The 17116-nt window shown below is 52.9% G+C and carries 21 protein-coding genes; 18 read left to right on the top strand and 3 right to left on the bottom strand.

Annotated features, from left to right (window positions below; genetic code table 11):
• Positions 1-10 precede the first annotated feature (10 nt).
• Positions 11-1468: a TrkH family potassium uptake protein gene (locus tag EBA_RS20010; protein ID WP_192376350.1), complete on the bottom strand. Its 1458-nt coding sequence runs from the start codon at positions 1466-1468 to the stop codon at positions 11-13.
• Positions 1469-1750: 282 nt separating this feature from the next.
• Between EBA_RS20010 and EBA_RS20005 the strand changes: the two genes are divergently transcribed.
• Both EBA_RS20005 and EBA_RS20000 read left to right on the top strand, forming a co-directional pair.
• Positions 1751-2272: a phosphatase PAP2 family protein gene (locus EBA_RS20005; RefSeq protein WP_192376349.1), complete on the top strand. Its 522-nt coding sequence runs from the start codon at positions 1751-1753 to the stop codon at positions 2270-2272.
• Positions 2272-3312 (top strand): MJ1255/VC2487 family glycosyltransferase, encoded by a 1041-nt coding sequence (locus tag EBA_RS20000; protein WP_192377348.1) that lies wholly within the window; start codon positions 2272-2274, stop codon positions 3310-3312. The genes EBA_RS20005 and EBA_RS20000 overlap by 1 nt, the downstream gene beginning before the upstream one ends.
• 8 nt (positions 3313-3320) lie before the next feature.
• Here the strand turns inward: EBA_RS20000 and EBA_RS19995 are convergent, their stop codons facing one another.
• Positions 3321-4340 (bottom strand): efflux RND transporter periplasmic adaptor subunit, encoded by a 1020-nt coding sequence (locus EBA_RS19995; protein ID WP_192376348.1) that lies wholly within the window; start codon positions 4338-4340, stop codon positions 3321-3323.
• Between the two features lie 169 nt (positions 4341-4509).
• On the opposite strand from EBA_RS19995, the gene gcvH reads away from it, so the two are divergent.
• From gcvH to EBA_RS19950, 9 genes are all read left to right on the top strand, one after another.
• Complete coding sequence (gene gcvH, locus EBA_RS19990) at positions 4510-4893, top strand: glycine cleavage system protein GcvH (RefSeq protein ID WP_192376347.1); 384 nt, start codon at positions 4510-4512, stop codon at positions 4891-4893.
• 8 nt (positions 4894-4901) lie between these two features.
• Positions 4902-5261: a diacylglycerol kinase gene (locus tag EBA_RS19985; protein ID WP_192376346.1), complete on the top strand. Its 360-nt coding sequence runs from the start codon at positions 4902-4904 to the stop codon at positions 5259-5261.
• A 103-nt stretch (positions 5262-5364) separates the two neighbouring features.
• Complete coding sequence (locus tag EBA_RS19980; RefSeq protein WP_192376345.1) at positions 5365-6297, top strand: carbohydrate kinase family protein; 933 nt, start codon at positions 5365-5367, stop codon at positions 6295-6297.
• On the top strand, positions 6294-7109 hold the full coding sequence (mazG, locus tag EBA_RS19975) for a nucleoside triphosphate pyrophosphohydrolase (RefSeq protein ID WP_192376344.1): 816 nt from the start codon (positions 6294-6296) through the stop codon (positions 7107-7109). The genes EBA_RS19980 and mazG overlap by 4 nt, the downstream gene beginning before the upstream one ends.
• A 100-nt stretch (positions 7110-7209) precedes the next feature.
• Positions 7210-7563: a hypothetical protein gene (locus EBA_RS19970; RefSeq protein ID WP_192376343.1), complete on the top strand. Its 354-nt coding sequence runs from the start codon at positions 7210-7212 to the stop codon at positions 7561-7563.
• An 88-nt stretch (positions 7564-7651) separates the two neighbouring features.
• The gene (msrP, locus tag EBA_RS19965) at positions 7652-8581 is read left to right on the top strand and encodes a protein-methionine-sulfoxide reductase catalytic subunit MsrP (protein ID WP_192376342.1); all 930 of its coding nucleotides are present in this window, start codon (positions 7652-7654) and stop codon (positions 8579-8581) included.
• A gap of 3 nt (positions 8582-8584) precedes the next feature.
• Complete coding sequence (locus tag EBA_RS19960; RefSeq protein WP_192376341.1) at positions 8585-9217, top strand: protein-methionine-sulfoxide reductase heme-binding subunit MsrQ; 633 nt, start codon at positions 8585-8587, stop codon at positions 9215-9217.
• Positions 9218-9258: 41 nt separating this feature from the next.
• Positions 9259-9774, top strand: coding sequence for a hypothetical protein (locus tag EBA_RS19955; RefSeq protein ID WP_192376340.1), 516 nt, complete (start codon positions 9259-9261; stop codon positions 9772-9774).
• Between the two features lie 187 nt (positions 9775-9961).
• Positions 9962-10291, top strand: a complete 330-nt coding sequence (locus EBA_RS19950) for a hypothetical protein (RefSeq protein ID WP_223146715.1) — start codon at positions 9962-9964, stop codon at positions 10289-10291.
• Between the two features lie 104 nt (positions 10292-10395).
• Here the strand turns inward: EBA_RS19950 and EBA_RS19945 are convergent, their stop codons facing one another.
• The gene (locus EBA_RS19945; protein ID WP_192376339.1) at positions 10396-10845 is read right to left on the bottom strand and encodes a hypothetical protein; all 450 of its coding nucleotides are present in this window, start codon (positions 10843-10845) and stop codon (positions 10396-10398) included.
• Positions 10846-11365: 520 nt separating this feature from the next.
• Here EBA_RS19945 and EBA_RS19940 point away from each other — a divergent pair.
• The 7 genes from EBA_RS19940 (at position 11366) to EBA_RS19910 (ending at position 16658) form a co-directional block, all read left to right on the top strand.
• A complete protein-coding gene (locus tag EBA_RS19940) occupies positions 11366-12457 on the top strand; it encodes a hydrogenase small subunit (protein WP_192376338.1) in 1092 nt (363 codons plus the stop codon).
• Complete coding sequence (locus tag EBA_RS19935; protein ID WP_192376337.1) at positions 12457-14253, top strand: nickel-dependent hydrogenase large subunit; 1797 nt, start codon at positions 12457-12459, stop codon at positions 14251-14253. The genes EBA_RS19940 and EBA_RS19935 overlap by 1 nt, the downstream gene beginning before the upstream one ends.
• A 9-nt stretch (positions 14254-14262) precedes the next feature.
• Positions 14263-14478, top strand: a complete 216-nt coding sequence (locus EBA_RS19930) for a hypothetical protein (RefSeq protein WP_192376336.1) — start codon at positions 14263-14265, stop codon at positions 14476-14478.
• Positions 14475-15170, top strand: coding sequence for a Ni/Fe-hydrogenase, b-type cytochrome subunit (gene cybH, locus EBA_RS19925; protein WP_192376335.1), 696 nt, complete (start codon positions 14475-14477; stop codon positions 15168-15170). Before EBA_RS19930 ends, cybH begins: the two co-directional genes overlap by 4 nt.
• Before the next feature lie 89 nt (positions 15171-15259).
• Complete coding sequence (locus EBA_RS19920) at positions 15260-15946, top strand: HyaD/HybD family hydrogenase maturation endopeptidase (protein WP_192376334.1); 687 nt, start codon at positions 15260-15262, stop codon at positions 15944-15946.
• Positions 15946-16242: a HypC/HybG/HupF family hydrogenase formation chaperone gene (locus EBA_RS19915; RefSeq protein ID WP_192376333.1), complete on the top strand. Its 297-nt coding sequence runs from the start codon at positions 15946-15948 to the stop codon at positions 16240-16242. Before EBA_RS19920 ends, EBA_RS19915 begins: the two co-directional genes overlap by 1 nt.
• A complete protein-coding gene (locus EBA_RS19910) occupies positions 16239-16658 on the top strand; it encodes a thioredoxin domain-containing protein (protein WP_192376332.1) in 420 nt (139 codons plus the stop codon). The genes EBA_RS19915 and EBA_RS19910 overlap by 4 nt, the downstream gene beginning before the upstream one ends.
• The last annotated feature ends 458 nt before the right edge of the window (positions 16659-17116 follow it).

Below are 17116 nucleotides of genomic sequence, written 5' to 3'. Positions count from 1 at the left end.
GAGAATTGTACTATTTTCTCCAGAAAGTGGGTGTAAAAAGCACGATGAGCGTGAACACTTCCAGGCGTCCCAATAACATGGCGATAGCACAAATCCAGGTTTGAAAATCGCTGAGACTTTGGTAATTCCCGGCAGGCCCGACTTGATTCAAGCCTGGGCCGGCGTTGTTGATGCAGGCAATCACGGCGCTGAGTGCGGAGATAGGATCCAGTCCGGAAAAAATCAAGGAAAAAGTCAATACCACGATGGAAATGAAATACAGGAAAATAAACGCCAGCACCGCGAATATGATTTTGTTAGCAATCGGCGTGTTGCCTATGCGGACCGGATTGACGGCGCGCGGATGCAGCAGGCTGAACATTTCCCGGCCGGCCTGTTTCCACAACAGCAGGGTACGGAACATCTTAATACCGCCGCCGGTAGAACCCGTGCAGGCGGTCACGCAGCTCAGATACAGCATCCACCATGGCACGAATGGCGGCCATTTATCAAAATCGGTGCTGGCAAAACCGCAGTCGGTGGCAATCGACACCAGGTTGAAAGTCACATGGCGCAAATTCGTCGAGAAATCTTCGTACACATTGAAGTGCCAAAGATAACCGGCGCAAAGCAGCGTGCTGCCGGCAATTACGCCCAGCATCGGTATCGCTTCCGGATCAAGCAGGTAAGGCTTAAGGCTGCGATTGTGCAACACCGTGTAATGGGTGGCGAAATTCATCGCGGCAATCAACATGAAAATGGTGAGTACCAGCTCGATAGCTGCCGAGTCGTAAAAGCCGATGCTGGCATCGTGGGTGGAAAAGCCGCCTAGGCCCAGTGTGGCGAAGGCGTGGCAAATGGCATCGAACCAACCCATGCCGGCTAATTTAAGAGCCAGGATACAAAACAAGGTGATACCGGCATAGACCAGCCACAGCAGGCGCGCGGTTTCGGCAATTCGGGGGGTGATTTTGCTGTCCTTTACCGGGCCGGCTATCTCGGCTTTATACAGCTGCATGCCGCCGACGCCAAGCAAAGGAAGGATCGCCACCGCCAACACAATGATTCCTAATCCACCTATCCAGTTGAGCTCGTGCCTCCACAAATTCAGTGAGGGCGCCAGATTGTCCAGTCCCACCAATACTGTGGCACCGGTGGTAGTGAAGCCGGACATCGTTTCGAAAAATGCATCGGTGAATGACAAGCCCGGAATGCCCCATAACAAGGGCAATGTGGCTGCCGAGGACATCAATATCCAGAACGAGGCGACCAGTAAATAGCCGTCTCTGGTCTTTACATCGCCGCGAAAGCGCATCGTCAAGCCGGAAAGCAGGCTGCCGACGCCAATATTCAGCGACATGCCGTTCAGGAAATGCTCGACCATGCCGTCCTCAAAATACAGCGAAGTGGCTATCGGTAGCGCATAGGTGACGCCGAAGACCATCAAGATCAGGCCGAGTACAAAACCTAGAGTGCAAAAACGTTGCATAGTGCCCTGATTTTAAAACCGAAAAGGTTTTGCCGTGTTGTTATGGATCGCGGGTCTCGAGCGTTCCAAATAGCTGAGCGCGTCGCAGCCGGCAATTGTAACAAACAATCACAAAAAATGACCTTGTCACACAACCTTAAAAAAAGCTTCACCTAGCTGTCATAAAGTCTCTCTAAGCTGGACTCGTTATCAGGGAATTTATACCAAACGGAAAACCAAGAATTTCCAACCGCTGCGCGCTGATCGCGGTCGACACGTGCGGCAATGAACGAGGACCAGACCATGAAGCTGATTTACTCTATTCATAAGTACGACGTGACGATGTTTACCTGGCTGAACAGCGTTGCCATTCATGCCTACTTAGTGCGCTCTTGCCGCATGATTTCCCGCACCGCCGACGGCTTCCTTTATGTCATTCTCGCGGCTTGGCTTTACTGGGATCAAGGCATCAATGATGCCTTGTTGCGGGCAATGATTCTGGCATTTTTGATCGAAAGACCGGTTTATACGCTGCTGAAAAAAGGCTTCAAGCGCAACCGGCCGCAGCAAGCGTTGCAGGATTTTAAGAGTGTGATCACACCATCGGATCAATTCAGTTTTCCCTCCGGACATACCTCTGCCGCATTCATGGTGGCTACCTTGGTAGGGTATTTCGCGCCTGCACTGATGCCTGGTCTTTATGTTTGGGCCGCATTGGTGGGTTTTTCCCGAGTGGTTTTGGGTGTGCATTTTCCCACCGACACGCTGATGGGCGTGGTGTTGGGTGTTAGTACCGCAATTTTTAGTCTCGATTATATTTTATGATGAAAATTTTTTATGGTGTGCAAGGCACGGGCAATGGTCATATCACCCGTGCCAGAGTGATGGCAAAAGAGCTGTATGCGGCGGGTTTTGATGTAACTTTCCAGTTTACCGGACGGCCTGCGGATAAATACTTCGACATGGAAGTGTTCAATGGTTATCAAGTCAAAACCGGCCTGACCTTTAACACCCACAACGGCCAGGTCAGTTATATGAAAACCGCGTTGGACGCCAGTCCTATTCGGTTTGTCAGAGACATCAATAGCCTGGATTTAAGCGCTTACGATTTGGTGATCAGTGATTTCGAGCCGGTTACCGCCTGGGCCGCGAAACGGCAAAAGAAAAAAGTGCTGGGCATCGGCCATCAATATGCGTTTAGGCACAGTATTCCTCGGGCCGGCGGTGATCCGATCGCCGAGCAGGTGATGAAGTATTTCGCGCCGGCCGACATCGGTATCGGTTTGCACTGGCATCATTTCGGCCAACCGATTTTGCCGCCGATTATCGAAACCCCTGAGTTTCCACAAAACACCCAAGCCAATAAGATTGTGGTGTATTTGCCCTTCGAAGATCCGCATGCAGTCGTTAAGCTGTTGTGCCCGTTCGAAAATTTTGAGTTTCATCTGTACTCGCCGGAACCGGCGGTGTCGAAATATCCGCACATCGTTTGCAAACAGCTGTCCAGAGAAGGCTTCCAGCGTGACTTGTACGACTGCGCCGGCATCATCAGCAATGCCGGCTTCGAACTGGCCAGTGAGTCTTTGCAATTGGGCAAGAAGATTTTAGTGAAGCCCTTGCATGCGCAAATGGAGCAGATTTCCAATGCCGCGGCGTTAAAGCAGCTGGGCTACGGTCACACCATGTTTGATTTGGACGAGGCGGTGATCGAGGACTGGCTGCACAATCCCCATGCGGTGCATGTTACCTATCCCAATATCGCCAAAGTGATCGTGCAGTGGCTCAAGGACGGCATGCCGGCAATGGACGCGGAATTCACCGAGCGGGTTTGGGAGTCGGTTCAGGTGTTGCAGATAAAATACTAAGCCAACTCCTAATCCTTATCCTCGTCGGGTATCAGACCTTTCAATTGTTGCGATAACAGCGTTTGCGCGCCGGTAGTTACGATTTCCGCGCCAGGCGGTAAGCCGTCGGCCACGAAATAACCTTGGCTATTGCCGCTGTAGTGGTTGAGCGCACACCGGCTGAAATGGTTTGCATCGGTTTTGATAAATGCAAAAGCTTGGCCCAGATGCCAGATCAAGGCTGATTGTGGAATAGTGACGCCGCTGTCGGCTCTGCCGCCCTCCGGAATCCAGGCGGTAATATGGGTGCCGAACGGCAGGCGGCAATCCGCGCATTTGAAAAAGTAACGAGGACCTTGCGACACCGGATCGACTTGCGGTGCCGAGGAGATCAAGATGGCGGGCAAGGCGGCCTGACGTAGGCCGCGTTCGTGGATATGAATCACGTTGACGGATGGATCGAGCTGGCTATTAGCGGGCAGGGTGATTTGCAGCAATTGGGCGCGATGTTCCAACAGTTGTATGGCGTTTTTATCCTGGGCTTTGGTAAACCAATTGCTCAAAGTGTCGCCCCAAAGGAGCCGGCTGTTGGCCGCGATCAGTTGTTGCTGATAGCTGTTGGAGGCCAGATTGGCTTTGTCGGCCTGCCAAATGGCTTGCTGTTCCTGCAGGCGGCGGGTGGAGACAATATCGTGTTGATGCAGGTCGCGGGTGCGATTCAAATTTTGCGCCGCCTCGCTGTATCGGGCTTTTGCGCTGTCTTGCTGGGCGCTGGCGGCCAGGAATTGCTGGCGAATATTGAGTAACGGTTCCGGATTGAGCACCGTGCCGTAAGCGGCAAATTCCGGCGTTTGCTGGACCGCTGTCAGTGTTTGGGTTTGAATGCCGGCTAATCTCTGGCCGGTTTGGTCCAGCTGTAAGATGTCCGGATCGGTATTTGGGTTGGTTTGCCGGGTGCTTGACCGCGCATCGTCATCGTCCGCCAATGCGGCGTTTGGCATAAGACTAAAAACGCCCAACAAGCCAGTGAGGAAAAGTGCTATTCGCATGAATTTTATGGAATGTAGTTGAACGCCTTAGTGGCCGGACTTAGTTAACGGCTCTCCGTGTGTCCGGCAATTATAAAGTTTGGGCTGGCGGGGACTGTAATTTTTTGTTGTGTTAAAAAAATAGCCGGTTATCCTTTTGAATTACTGTTACGGCTTGAGGGAAATGCAAATGAGTGAAACACCTGAAGATTTGAAATATGCCGAGACCCATGAATGGGCCAAGCTGGAAGATGGCAATGTGGTGCGCGTCGGTATCACCGACTTCGCGCAGTCCGAGTTGGGCGACATCGTCTTTATCGGCTTGCCCGATGTGGGCCGGGTCGTAGCCGCGGGAGAACAGCTGGCGGTGGTGGAATCGGTTAAAACCGCGTCCGATCTGTTCAGCCCGGTGAGCGGCAGTGTGCTTGCGGTCAACGATGCGGTATCGGACGAGCCGGAGCAGGTGAATGACGGCGCTTACCAAACCTGGTTGTTTTGCATCAAAGCCGATAATCCGGCTGAACTGGAACAATTGTTGGATGCCGATGCTTATCGGGCTTTGATCGAGGATTAGGAATACCAATGGCAAACCAAAATGCAAAGGGATTTAAGCGGCTGATTAATGCCTGTTTTTTTTCGATAGCCGGTTTCAAAGCCACTTGGCAACATGAAGAGGCGTTTCGCCAGGAAGTGGCCTTGTTCGTGATAACGACGCCGCTGGCGATCTGGCTGGGCCAAACCGCCATCGAAAAAGTCTTGTTAATCGGCAGTATGGTATTGGTGTTACTGGTGGAGCTGTTGAATTCCGCGGTGGAAGCCGTGGTGGATAGAGTAGGTTTCGAGCATCACGAACTATCCGGACGTGCCAAGGACATAGGTTCGGCGGCGGTCATGTTGTCCTTGATATGGGCCGGCGTGACCTGGGCGTTGATTCTTTTGTAAGTGGTAAAGACGAAGAAGAGCGGCTGATTTTGTCGCTTTCGTCTTGTGCCTATTTCAAACATCCGTTACCTTAGGCTGCTGAAATCGTTAACCAAGGATAATAATGAGTGCATTGATCTGTGGCTCCATGGCCTACGACACCATCATGGTGTTTCACGACAAATTTAAACATCACATCCTCCCAGAGAAAGTACACATGCTCAATGTGTCTTTCCTGGTGCCGGCCATGCGCCGCGAATACGGCGGTTGCGCCGGTAACATTGCCTATAATTTGAAATTGTTGCAGGAAGAGCCATCCATCATGGCTACCGTCGGTCACGATTTCGAACCTTATGCGCATTGGCTGAGCCAATGTGGCATTTCCAGTCGTTATATCAAAGTGTTGGACGATCATTACACCGGCCAAGCTTACATCACCACCGACGTAGACGACAACCAAATCACCGCTTTCCATCCCGGTGCCATGAGCTTTTCGCATTTAAACGCCGTGCCTGCCGACTCAGGTATTACCATCGGCATCGTCTCGCCCGATGGTAAACAAGGTATGCAGGAACATGCGCAGCAGTTTGTCGAACAAGGCATACCGTTTATTTTCGATCCCGGCCAAGGTATGCCGATGTTCGATGGCGACGAGTTGTTGGCGTTCCTGGAACTGGCCAATTACGCCACCTTTAACGACTATGAGTCGGAATTGATGCAGCAACGCACCGGCTTGACTTTGGAGCAAGTTGCCGAAAAAGTCGATGCCTTGATCATCACCTTGGGCGGCAATGGTTCGAAAGTGTACACGCGCGGCGAATGCATAGACATTCCGCCCGCCAAACCCAAACAATTGTTGGATCCCACCGGCTGCGGCGATGCTTATCGGGCCGGTCTGCTATACGGTTTGATCAACGATTACGATTGGGATGTGACCGGTCGGATTGCTTCCCTGTTGGGCGCGATCAAAATCGAGCATAACGGCACCCAGAATCACACCTTTAGCATGGCGGAATTCAAAAAACGCTATGAGGATACCTTCGGTTCGACATTTTGAGTTTGACTAAAACCCAGGAACTGTTGGCTTTGATGGCCCGCTTGCGCGACCCCGAAAAGGGTTGCGCCTGGGACGTCAAACAGGATTTCCATAGCCTGATTCCCTACACTATCGAAGAAGCCTACGAGGTGGCCGACGCCATCGAACGTAAGGATTTCGACGATTTGCGCGGCGAATTGGGCGATCTGCTGTTACAAGTAGTGTTTCACTCGCGGATTGCCGAAGAGCGCGGCTTATTCAATTTTGAACAAGTAGCGGCGGCGATCAGCGAGAAGTTGGTCAGCCGACACCCGCACGTGTTTGCCGACGTCAAATTCGACACTGACGAACAGCGTCAACAAGCCTGGGATGACGCGAAAGCCGAAGAACGGCGGCAAAAGCAACCGGCTCAGCAGACCGAAAGCGTATTGGCCGGGGTCGCACAAAGTCTGCCCGCTCTGGTGCAGTGCGAGAAAATTCAGAACCGCGCTGCCAGCCACGGTTTCGACTGGCCGGAAGCGGAACCGGTATTCGACAAAGTGCGCGAAGAATTGCAGGAAGTCCACGAAGCTTGGCAATCCGGCGATCAGCCACATATTCAGGAAGAAATCGGCGATTTGCTGCTGGTGGTTGTCAATCTCGCCCGACACCTGAAAGTCAATCCGGAAATTGCCTTGCGCGAAGCCACTAAAAAATTCACCCGCCGGTTTAATTACATAGAAAAACAGGTGGAAGCCTCCGGCCGCGAGTTGCGCGATTGCGAATTGGCGGAACTGGATGGTTTATGGAACGAAGCCAAAATTCATTTAAAGGCAGCGCACAAAGATGGCTAATTCGCTTAAGGGTGGCTTCAATCCCTCAATTTACAAAGCGTGCTGTTTGAGTGTGCTTTTCAGCATCTGGGTATATAGTCCAAGCGCAACGGCCGAATTATTGGGGACAATCTCCGATGAAACCGCGCCGGTTACCAAGCCGCTCGGACCTAAGACCGGCAAAAACGATGACCGGAAAATTATCTATCGAGTAATTTGCTCGCCTGAAGATCAAGACTTGCCCGACTGCGACCGGTCGGCCGTTGATGACGGCAACGAAACCGCAGCACTGCCGATGCCGGATTTGCCACCGGATAGCGCGGACCTCGCAGAGCAGTCTACGCAGACTGACGCCGCGAAAGTTACTACGCAGGAAAAGCCGCAGAAACCCGCGCATAAAAAAGTAGCCAAGCCCAGTAAGTCGGTAAAAAAGACTGCCACAAAAAAGACGGCAGCCAAAAAGCCGCGCAAGTAGCCAAAGCCCAATCCTGACTTTTGGCGCAAGCGGAACTGACGACCCGGCTTATGGTCGAGTAGATCTAAACTTTATAAGAGGCGTCGCAATGAAACTTCCCGGCATCCCCGCAATTCCTGCTTCCGAAATCACGCCTCGCGAGCTGTTTTACCAGCGCCGGCATTTTATGCAGTTGGCACTCGGCGGATCTGCCGCGTTGCTGGCGGGAGCTGCTGTTGGCGGGGAAAAACTGGCAAGCAGTCTCTCCGAAGCTTACGGCCTGACCGATAAACTGACGCCTTTGGAAGACGTCAGCCAATACAATAATTTCTACGAATTCGATACCAGCAAAGAAGGCCCTGCCAAACTGGCCGGTAGCTTGAAAACCCGGCCCTGGACGGTCAGCGTGGAAGGCGAAGTCCGAAAACCTAAACAATTCGCCATCGAGGATTTATTAAAGCTAGCGCCGATGCAAGAACGTATTTATCGTTTGCGTTGCGTGGAAGCCTGGTCGATGGTGATTCCTTGGTTGGGTTATCCCTTAGCGGAGCTGCTGAAACAGGTAGAGCCGACCAGCGAAGCGCGTTATGTGGAGTTTGTCAGCCTGCACGACCCCGAGCAACTGCCCGGTCAGCGTCGCGCTGTACTGGAATGGCCGTATCGGGAAGGATTGCGGATAGACGAAGCCATGCATCCCCTGGCTTTGCTAACTTTTGGTTTATACGGCGAAGTGTTGCCCAATCAAAACGGCGCGCCGGTCAGAATGGTCGTGCCCTGGAAATACGGTTTCAAAAGCGCCAAGTCCATCGTCAAGATTCGCTTGCTCAAGCAACAACCCACGACCAGTTGGATGCAAGCCGGTCCCGGCGAATACGGTTTTTATGCCAACGTCAATCCGGAAGTCGATCACCCGCGCTGGAGCCAAGCCAAAGAACGCCGCCTGGGCAATTTTCTGAAGCGGCCAACCTTGCCGTTCAACGGCTATGCCGAGCAAGTTGCTAGCTTGTATACCGGTATGGATTTGACTAAAAATTTTTGAATCGTGAGTTGGCAAACGCTTGACGATGTAAACCTCCGCCGGCTAAAAGTGCTGGTGTTTTTGACGGCTTTGTTGCCCCTGGCGCTATTGTTGACGGCCGCCTGGCAAGATAAATTGGGTGCTAATCCCATCGAAAAAATCACCCACAACACCGGTTATTGGACATTGACGTTTTTACTTATAAGCCTGGGCGTCACCCCGCTAAGGCAACTGAGCGGGGTAAATTGGTTGATACGGCTAAGGCGTATGCTGGGCTTGTTTGCCTTTTTTTACGCCTGTCTGCACTTTCTGACTTATCTGGTTTTGGATCAGTTTTTCGATTGGTCAGCAATAGCCAAAGACATCCTGAAACGCCCCTACATTACTGTCGGTTTTGCGGCGTTCTTGCTCCTGATTCCTTTGGCCGTAACCTCCACCAATGCTATGCAGCGCCGACTCGGCGGCAAAAATTGGAAACGCTTACACCGCTTAGCCTACCTGATCGCCGGCGCCGGCGTAGCGCACTTTGCCTGGCTGGTAAAAAAAGATTTAAGCAGGCCCTTGCTGTTTGGCGCAGTGCTGGCCGTGTTATTGGGCTTGCGCTGGTTTTATCGTTTTAGAGCTAGCCGTTTACGTCGTTCATATTCCTCGGTTTAGACTAGGCTTATACTTTTTACGCTTTGCAAAGGGATACTAAGTTGCAAACTATTAGACCCAATGTCATCGATATCGAAGCCTCCGGTTTTGGCTTCGATAGTTATCCCATCGAAGTAGGCGTGGTGTTGGGTAACGGGCAAAAATATTGCGCGCTGATCAAGCCTGCGAGTGATTGGAGTTATTGGGATGAGCAGGCCGAACGGGTGCATGGCTTGAGCCGCGAGACACTATACAGTTCCGGAAAGCCTATCTCTCTGGTGGCCAGCGAACTAAATGATTTTTTAGCGGGTAAAACAGTGTATAGCGACGGTTGGGTGGTCGACAAGCCGTGGTTATCTCGCTTGTTTTTTCGGTGCGGCGTACAGCCGGGCTTTTATCTCAGCGCGTTGGAAATGATATTGAAAGAAGCGCAAATGGATATCTGGAGCCAAACCAAACGGCAAGTGATCCAGGATTTAGCCCTGATGCGTCACCGAGCCAGTACCGATGCCTTAATCATTCAGGAAACCTATGCGCGTACCCGGCAATTGATTAATGGTGGATTAGCACCGGCTTGATCTTGCATTGATTGCTGAAATTCGCCTCTTGAATCGTACCGAATTTGCCTAAAGTTGATAACTGTCCGTGGCCTTGATAGCCTATGCCGCCGGCCGGAGCTTCGCGGGGTATTTGGCGGAAAAAAATGAGCCAGGGTTGGTACCAACCCGATAATTATAATAAACGAGAAAATCGAGAGCTCGTACCATGAAACTGGAAACCCAATTTAGCAATCAGCAACTCAAGCGCATCAACGTTCAAGGCATACTTTACATGTGTTCCTGTCCGTCGCAAGTTGGCGGGCAGATCGATAGCTTGCGTAAGCTGTTCGATTACCAGGCCAATTGTGCCGAACGTAGCGCCAGCGACATACAAACCAAGGTGCATCAACGCATCGCCGACGCCACTGAAAAAGCTCATCTGATCATGGAACAGTGTCTGAAAGACATCCTGGAACTGGAAGGCTGGGACCCGGAAACCCTGGAAATGCCGGCTGGCTTGCGGACTTTGCTGGAACAAGAAATAGACAGCGGGTAAGCAAGTGCAGGCAATTCCTTGGGTGAGTGCGTGAGTTGGATTAACGAAAAAATCCAGCGTGGTTTAGAGGCTAGCCTATTTAATTTTGTGTGCAGGGACTGCCTTCATTGCCCGTATTTCTTTTCCAATTCCCGTGATAAGGCGTCGGCTTCCTCGTCGGACATGTTTTCCAATTCGTGCAGACTTTTTCCGGTCACTTGTTTTACCGCCGCTGCGCCTTGGCCTTGGTTAAGCGCACTGCGGGCTTCTTGAGCCAAGCGATTGGCCTCGTCCGTGGTTTGTTTGATCTTGGCATCGTACAAGCGATTCACTTCCGCATCTGATTTGCCCTTGGCCGCCGCACCCAGGTTTTTGCGCTTGCTCTCCATCATTTCCTGGTTGGCTTTGGCATTCGCGGCGTCGATCATTTTTTGTGCCTCGCGTTGTTTGGCTTGTTCGGCGCGCTGCGTGGCTTCCCGCTGTGCTTGTTCTTGCGCTTCCAGTTCCGGGTCCCAGTCGGCCAGGACATTGGTGTTAAATACTGTGATCAAGATCAGTACGATAACGCGATTCATGAAGAGGTCTCCTGGGGATGCGATTTTAATTATTGTGGGTTGTTCAATCTAATCGAAAAAGTCTTTGCAGACGGCTATTCACTGTAGTCGCGCCTCCTCAGGCCTGTCAATCAATTGTGCGGCAGGTATTCGAATATTCAGTCGTACAGTTAACCTTGTGTCGTATTTCCGGCAATCTTTGCATGGTATTGTTGGGTTTGTTAGGTAGCAGACAGAGGCTAGGTTGATCAAAACGCCAATTGTCTTACCATTTCAAAGGTTTTACGCCTGTCGGTTGGCCGGCATAGATGTTGCTCTGGCTTTGCGGGGCAAACCTAGTCACCACGGTGGCAGGGCTTGCAACTCGAATAATAACAATCAAAGGTTTTCACCGTCCGCGATTAACTGGATCGGCACAACCGCGGGGGCGGTTTTGAAAACTTGCTATTGAAGCTACTGGATATCAACAAGCAACGCCTAAGCTCGCGTGGTTTCGTCAAGCCAGTCACTTTGATTAGCCATAACGACGACTGGAGTATCCATGATCGAAACCTTTTACGATGTGATGCGCCGACAAGGCATCACCCGCCGCAGCTTTCTGAAGTTTTGCAGCTTAACGGCTGCGTCGCTGGGCTTGTCGCCGGCCTTCGCGCCGAAAATCGCCCATGCGATGGAAACCAAACCGCGCATCCCGGTACTGTGGCTGCACGGTCTGGAATGTACCTGCTGCTCGGAATCGTTTATCCGCTCCGGCCATCCCTTGGCCAAAGACGTGATTCTCTCGATGCTGTCGCTGGATTATGACGACACCATCATGGCCGCCGCCGGTCATAACGCCGAAGCTATCGTCACCGAGATTGTCGAAAAATACAAAGGCAATTACATCCTGGCCGTGGAAGGCAATCCGCCGCTGGCCGAAGACGGCATGTATTGCATCATCGGCGGCAAACCGTTTGTAGAACAACTCAAATACGCTGCCGAAAGCTGCAAAGCCATCATTTCCTGGGGCTCTTGCGCTTCCTGGGGTTGCGTGCAAGCTGCCAAACCCAATCCAACTCGGGCGACGCCGGTGCATAAAGTACCCGGCTTGGCCGACAAACCCATTATTAAAGTCCCAGGCTGCCCGCCGATTGCCGAAGTGATGACCGCCGTGGTGGCTTATCTCTTAACCTTCGACAAACTGCCGACCCTGGACAAACAAGGCCGGCCGCAGATGTTCTACAGCCAACGCATTCACGACAAATGCTACCGGCGGCCGCATTTCGACGCCGGCCAATTCGTCGAACAATGGGACGACGAAGCCGCGCGCCAAGGCCATTGTCTGTACAAAATGGGTTGCAAGGGGCCAACCACGTATAACGCCTGCTCCACGGTGAAATGGAACGAAGGCACCTCGTTTCCGATTCAATCCGGCCACGGCTGTATCGGTTGTTCCGAAGACGGTTTCTGGGATAAAGGCAGCTTTTACGACCGCCTCACCGGTATCAATCAATTTGGTATCGAAGCCAATGCCGATGTGGTCGGTGGCACTGCCGCCGCGATTGTGGGTGCCGGCGTTGCCGCGCATGCCGGTTTGACGGCTCTAAACAACGCCAAACAAGCCGGGGATAAACAACCAGGAGCGCAGCAATAATGACAGTCCGAAACACCCCCAACGGTTTTAACTTAAACGATGCCGGCCGCCGCGTCGTGGTCGATCCGGTGACCCGCATCGAAGGCCACATGCGCTGCGAAGTCAACATCGACGACGACAACATCATCCGTAACGCTATCTCCAGCGGCACCATGTGGCGCGGGCTGGAAGTGATTTTAAAAGGTCGCGACCCGCGTGATGCCTGGGCCTTCGTGCAACGTATCTGCGGCGTTTGTACCGGTACCCATGCACTGACCTCGGTGCGGGCGGTGGAAGATGCGCTGAAAATCAAGATTCCGGAAAACGCCAACTCGATCCGCAACATCATGCAGCTGAGTTTGCAGGCGCACGATCACTTGGTGCATTTCTATCATTTGCATGCTTTGGATTGGGTCAATCCGGTCAATGCCTTGAAGGCCGATCCGGTCGCGACTTCGGCTTTGCAGCAACAGATTTCGCCTAGCAATCCCAAATCTTCGCCAGGTTATTTTCGCGACACGCAAAACCGTCTGAAAAAATTTGTCGAATCCGGCCAGTTGGGTCCGTTCAAGAACGGCTACTGGACCAATCCGGCCTATTTGCTACCGCCGGAAGCCGATTTGTTGGCGGTCACCCATTATCTGGAAGCGTTGGATTTTCAAAAAGACATCATGAAAATCCGCACCATCTTCGGCGGTAAAGACCCGCATCCGAACTGGCTGGTAGGCGGCGTGCCGTGCGCGATCAATCTGGATGGCGTCGGCGCGGTGGGTGCGATCAATATGGAGCGCTTGAATCTGGTTTCTTCGATCATCGACCGCACGATCACTTTCATCGATCAGGTTTATATCCCGGATTTATTGGCGATCGCCCAGTTCTACAAAGGCTGGATGTACGGCGGTGGTCTGGCCGGCGCCAGCATGCTGTCTTATGGCGATATTCCCGACAAGGCCAACGATTATTCCGCCGCCAATTTATTGATGCCGCGCGGCGCGATCATCAACGGCGATCTGACTAAAGTCCATGAAGTTGATTTGACCGACCCCGAGCAAATCAAGGAATACGTGCCGCACTCTTGGTACAAATACCCTGACGAAGCACTGGGATTGCATCCCTATGATGGCATCACCGAACCGAACTATAAAATCGGTGCCAAAACCAAGGGCGACCGCACTAACATCCAGGAACTGGATGAAAGCGCCAAATATTCTTGGATCAAGGCTCCGCGCTGGCGCGGTCACGCCATGGAAGTGGGTCCGCTGGCGCGCTATGTGATCGGCTATGCCCAAGGCAACAAGGAAATTACCGAGCAGATCAATTTTGTTTTAAAAACCCTGGACGTGCCGGTCAGCGCCTTGTTCTCCACCTTGGGCCGTACCGCTGCCCGTGGTCTGGAAGCGCAATGGGCGGCCGGCAAAATGCGTTATTTCATGGACAAGATGATCGCCAATCTGAAAACCGGTGATTTAGCCACCGCCAACGTCGAGCGTTGGGACCCGGAAACCTGGCCGAGCAGCGTCAAAGGCGTAGGCTTCACCGAAGCGCCGCGCGGGGCTTTGGGGCACTGGCTGAAAATCGAAGACACCAAAATCGCCAATTACCAATGCGTAGTGCCCACCACCTGGAACGGTTCGCCGCGCGACGAGCAAGGCAATATTGGCGCCTTCGAGGCCTCGTTGATGAACACTAAAGTCGAGGTGCCGGACGAGCCGGTAGAAATTTTGCGCACACTGCATAGTTTCGACCCGTGCCTAGCTTGCTCGACCCATGTGATCAGCCCCGATGGTACCGAATTAACTCGCGTCAAGGTCAGATAAGGAATAGCCATGAAAAATTTGTTTTCGCTTCTGTTTCTGCTGGCGCTGGCCGGCAACGCCCACGCCCACAGTCATCCGGGTATCGATAGCTTTACCCATGCCCTGGAGCATCTGTTTTGGAGTCAAGCTCTGCCCATGCCTTACGCCTTAGGCGGCAGTTTGCTATTGCTGGTATTGGCCGTGGCTGCGGTCTGTTGGGCGAGCCGCTGGCGGAGACCTTTATGAGCGCGCCGCTGGCTCCGGTTTATGTTTACGAATTGCCGGTCAGGCTTTGGCACGCGGTCAATGCCTTGGCAATTACCGTGCTGGCGGTTAGCGGCTATTTGATTGCATCGCCGATACCATCCCCGGTCGGCGAAGCCAGCGAACATTTTCTGATGGGCTATATCCGCTTCGCGCATTTTGCCGCTGGCTATGTCTTGGTGATTGGCTTGTTGGGGCGCTTGTACTGGGCTTATGCTGGCAACGAACATGCCAGGCAAATCTTTTTTCCGCCCTTGTTGCAAGCGCATTTTTGGGACGGCGTCCTGCAGGAAGTGCGTTGGTATGCCTTTATCGCCAAAGCACCGCGTCACTACATCGGTCACAATCCGCTGGCGATTTTGGCGATGCATTTTGTATTGGTGTGGGGCTCGCTGTTCATGATCTTCACCGGTTTTGCCTTGTATGGCGAAGGCGAGGGCCAAGGCAGTTGGCAATATGCTTTGTTCAGCAGTTGGCTGCTGCCGCTGTTCGGCGATAGTCAAACCGTACACACCTGGCATCACCTGGTGATGTGGTTCATCGTCTGCTTTGTGTTGATTCATATCTATGTCGCGGTGCGCGAGGACAAATTGTCGGGGCAAAGCATGCTGTCCACCATCGTGAATGGTTGGCGAACTTTTAAAGACGATAAGCCGGTTGATGATGCGCATTAAACTCGTAGGGTGGGCACGGTTTTGGTGCCCACGCGGAACAGAACGGTGGGCACTTGATTGTACCCACCCTACGCTTGTCTGAGCGATCCATGGCAAGCGCTTCAGCCAACATCCTGCTGCTCGGCATCGGCAATCTGCTGTGGGCCGACGAAGGCTTTGGCGTGCGGGTGGTCGAGCATCTGCAAAAACATTACCGTTTTCCGGATAACGTACAAGTGGTGGATGGTGGCACGCAGGGCGTATATCTGATCGAACATGTGCAGGCGGCAGATGTGCTGGTGGTGTTCGACGCGGTCGATTACGGGCTGCCACCGGCCACGATGAAGCGGATCGAAAACGACGAAGTGCCGAATTTCCTGGGCGCCAAGAAAATGAGCCTGCATCAAACCGGCTTTCAGGAAGTCTTGGCGCTGGCACAAATGCTCGGACAATATCCGCAGCATCTATTGTTAATTGGAGTGCAGCCCGAAGAGCTGGAAGATTATGGCGGCAGCCTGCGGCCCGCCGTCAAGGCGCAGATTCAACCGGCCATCGATATGGCTTTGACCTATTTACAAGACTTTGCTGTGCAGGCCGAATGCGTCGCTACCCCTCAGGAATTGGCCGATCCCATCTTAAATATCCAACGCTACGAACAGGAACGTCCTACGCCCGAACAAGCCTGCCGGCTGGGCGACGAACGCATCGTATTATCCGCTGCGTTTGCAGTGAAACCGCCACCGGCGTTCGACCAGCCCAGCCTGCAAGTCGATGTCGATTTCCGGGGCAAATACTGATGTGCATCGGCATCCCCATGCAAGTCATCGAATCGCGTGGCGATACCGCACTGTGTGAATACCGCGGCCAAACCACGCTGATCGACATGATGTTGGTCGGCGAACAAGCACCCGGCACTTGGTTGCTGGTATTCCTGGACGCGGCGCGGGAAGTGATCACCGCCGAACGCGCCGCGCATATCACCGATGCCTTGGAAGCCATGCGCTTAGCCATGCAAGGCGAAACCAACTTCGATCATTTATTCGCCGATCTGGTCGACCGCGAACCCGAACTGCCGGAGTTTTTAAGAACATGAGCACGCCCTTGCTGCAACAGTTGCAAACCCGCCATGGCCTGCCGCTGCTGGATGCCGACAGCTACGACAACTTTATTTACGGCCACGATACCGTGGTGCTGTTCTTTGCCAACGATCCGGTGATGTTCCCGGAAAGCCACGACGTCGCGGTGATCTTGCCGGAGCTGTTAAAGGTGTTTGCCGGCCGGGTGCAAGGCGCGCTGGTCGATAAAACCATCGAACGCGAGTTGCAGGCCAGGTTTCACTTTAGCAGTTGGCCGTCTTTGGTGTTTTTGCGCGGCGGTGAGTATTTGGGCGTGATTACCGGCATCAAGGATTGGGGGGAATACGGGCAGGAATTTGCGCGGATTTTAGCTGCCGAGCCTGGGCAGCCGCCGGGGTTTGATCTTGGGAAGGTTTGTGGTGGGCATGCTTAGTTTTTAAAAATGTAGGTTGGGTTAGCTCGATAGAGCGTAACCCAACATGTTGAAGCCGGAAGCCTGTCTATAGCTTGCGGGCTTTGTGGTCGAGGATTTAGGCTCACCTGCTCTTTAACAATTTGGTGTCGCTATCGCGATTTATTTTGATGTCGGGTCTCGGCCCGACAGCCGAAATACTTTCTTTTGCGTGGCCAAAAGAAAGTATTCAAAGAAAAGGCCACCCGGACGCCGCTTATTCCCTGCGCTCCTCGCTTTTGAACGGGGTTGCCGAAAAGGGGCTTCCTGCCCCTTCGGCAACGCGCCGCATCCCTGCGGCGCCCCTAGCGGGCTGATCCGTTCAAAAGCTCCGGTGCTCGGCGCGGCATACGGGAAGGCGCCACTCCAAAGGCTATTGTGTGCAACGGATTTTTTTTGGTAGGCTGAGTTCTAGAGATTTGAAAAATATCATTCCAAGC

Source organism: Methylomonas albis (assembly GCF_014850955.1).
Taxonomy (GTDB): domain Bacteria; phylum Pseudomonadota; class Gammaproteobacteria; order Methylococcales; family Methylomonadaceae; genus Methylomonas; species Methylomonas albis.
This window is presented reverse-complemented; position numbering and strand designations above follow the sequence as displayed.